The organism is Providencia sp. PROV261, from assembly GCF_028477945.1.
Lineage (GTDB): Bacteria > Pseudomonadota > Gammaproteobacteria > Enterobacterales > Enterobacteriaceae > Providencia > Providencia stuartii.
Map to the genome: position 1 here is coordinate 1 of NZ_JAMPMC010000093.1, position 1,798 is coordinate 1,798.

A 1,798-nucleotide genomic window follows, 5' to 3' on the forward strand; every position below is an offset into this window, starting at 1 on the left:
GTTTATGGTCATAGTGTTAGTGTGTCAGTCAAATATCGGCGTTGTGAACATCGATTTATGCCTATGATGTACAACTTGATATGGGGATACGCCCACACGTGTTATACCCTCGTTTCTCGGTAGGTATTTTTCTGTTGTCTGCTTGTAAATATCAGACTGATTCGTGCTTTTCTGATACTGCTGAGTCCAATTATATAAACTGGATCCAGCAGTATCTATAGAAAAATAGCCCAATTATGAATGAGTCACGACCTTTTGCTTTTAATTATTTCGATTAAACTACTCCAGTAGCCTTATGTTATTTGTTTTTCTATCGATTTTGATTAATGAATGATTTTTATTTCTATGATATAAAGCATGTAATGTGTATTATGGTAAACTTAATGCGACCCCAATTTCATCAACTACTTTATGAAACTCTGCATACTCGGAATCATTAAATTCATTTAAATTGTCAATATATGACATATTTATATGGGTTACCTTATTAAGAGATATCATGGCAGCGCCTAAAGCAATTAAATCGTAGCTACTATCTATCTCTTGATAGGCTTTTTCACTTAAAGAGTCAATATATAAATTTGGGTTAGGTAATTTTATTGCCTCCCACTCTACGTTATATATCTCCAATCGGAACGCTTTACTTCTTTTCGTCTGACAAAACCCAGATTTATATAGGCTTGATAAATCGTCAATATCTAAAAACATATGTATTATTAGATAGCCATCATCAAGGGTAATATAGCTAGAAATATCTCTAGCAAACTCTATGTTATTAATCAAACGAACAGGGTAGCATATAAGATTATCATCCAATTCATCAAAGGGTTTCAACTCTCCATTATATTTTTTTTTCACTTGAGTAAACCATTTCAAATGAATAATCCATCATTTTATTTGACATCAAAAAATTTGCTAATTTTTTTAAAAAAAATGGTATATCATTTTGCAGAATAAACGTATTTACATAGTTCATTATAAACCTCATCTACATACTAACACTTAGTGCTACCTGTTTTCCAATTTACACTTCTTAAAAAATAAGTCGGGAAGATTTGAGGATCTTTCCCGGCTTTTACTTTACGCCGCCTACTCTTTAAAATAAAAAACACTATTAAGAAAAATGTACTCAAGCCAATGTCCAGAGTCCTTACTAAACCCCTGTAAAATGAGCCTATCATTATCTGTTGATATAACCTGAATATTCTCAAAATATTCTAATGTCTGATAGGATAGTTTCCTTTCTTTTGACACATCATTTGGTCCGTTTGATATAAATATTTTTGCTTCAAATTGCGACCATTTTGTAATTATTAAGCTAACATCTTTAACATATGAATTTCTTGAAATATCATATACAAATGAAAAAGTTATAATCATTCTATCTTGATATATTTCAGTATTCAAAATTTCACAGTCTGCTGTTTCTATATTTTTCACAATCATTTTTTAGCAACCAGTTTTATTATGAGCCGCAGGTGATTTTGGGTCTACAACATTCCCATTAATATCTAAAGCGTTTCCAGCCTTATCATATAAATGCGCATGATTATATGTTGTAACCTTATCTGGTGGATCTAACCTGACAGCTAAAGTCCCTGTATCTGTATAATTCCACTGAGAAAATACTCCATCAGGAGAACCGCCTCTCCAAGTAATGTTATCTGCACCAGATAAAAAGTCATTAATTTGTTTTTTAGACATATTCGCAAGATCAAGTCCAACTAATGGGTTATCTGTTAACCCTAATGGATCGATCCATGTGAGAGGATTTGGCGCATACTGATAAAGATTCAGT

Annotated in this window: 2 protein-coding genes and 1 pseudogene; all 3 read right to left on the minus strand. The window is 32.0% G+C overall.

The features are described 5' to 3' along the window. Window positions 1–369 precede the first annotated feature (369 nt). Complete coding sequence (locus tag PR675_RS20740; protein ID WP_131728131.1) at window positions 370–876, minus strand: hypothetical protein; 507 nt, start codon at window positions 874–876, stop codon at window positions 370–372. 213 nt (window positions 877–1,089) lie between these two features. After that, a complete protein-coding gene (locus PR675_RS20745) occupies window positions 1,090–1,446 on the minus strand; it encodes a hypothetical protein (protein WP_060561368.1) in 357 nt (118 codons plus the stop codon). Window positions 1,447–1,449: 3 nt separating this feature from the next. Beyond that, a pseudogene (locus PR675_RS20750) lies at window positions 1,450–1,798 on the minus strand (hypothetical protein); the annotation flags it as partial.

Bases quoted from the DNA above. Each gene is read 5' to 3' on its own strand.
- PR675_RS20745 (WP_060561368.1), bottom strand. From the start codon at position 1,446: ATGATTGTGAAAAATATAGAAACAGCAGACTGTGAAATTTTGAATACT.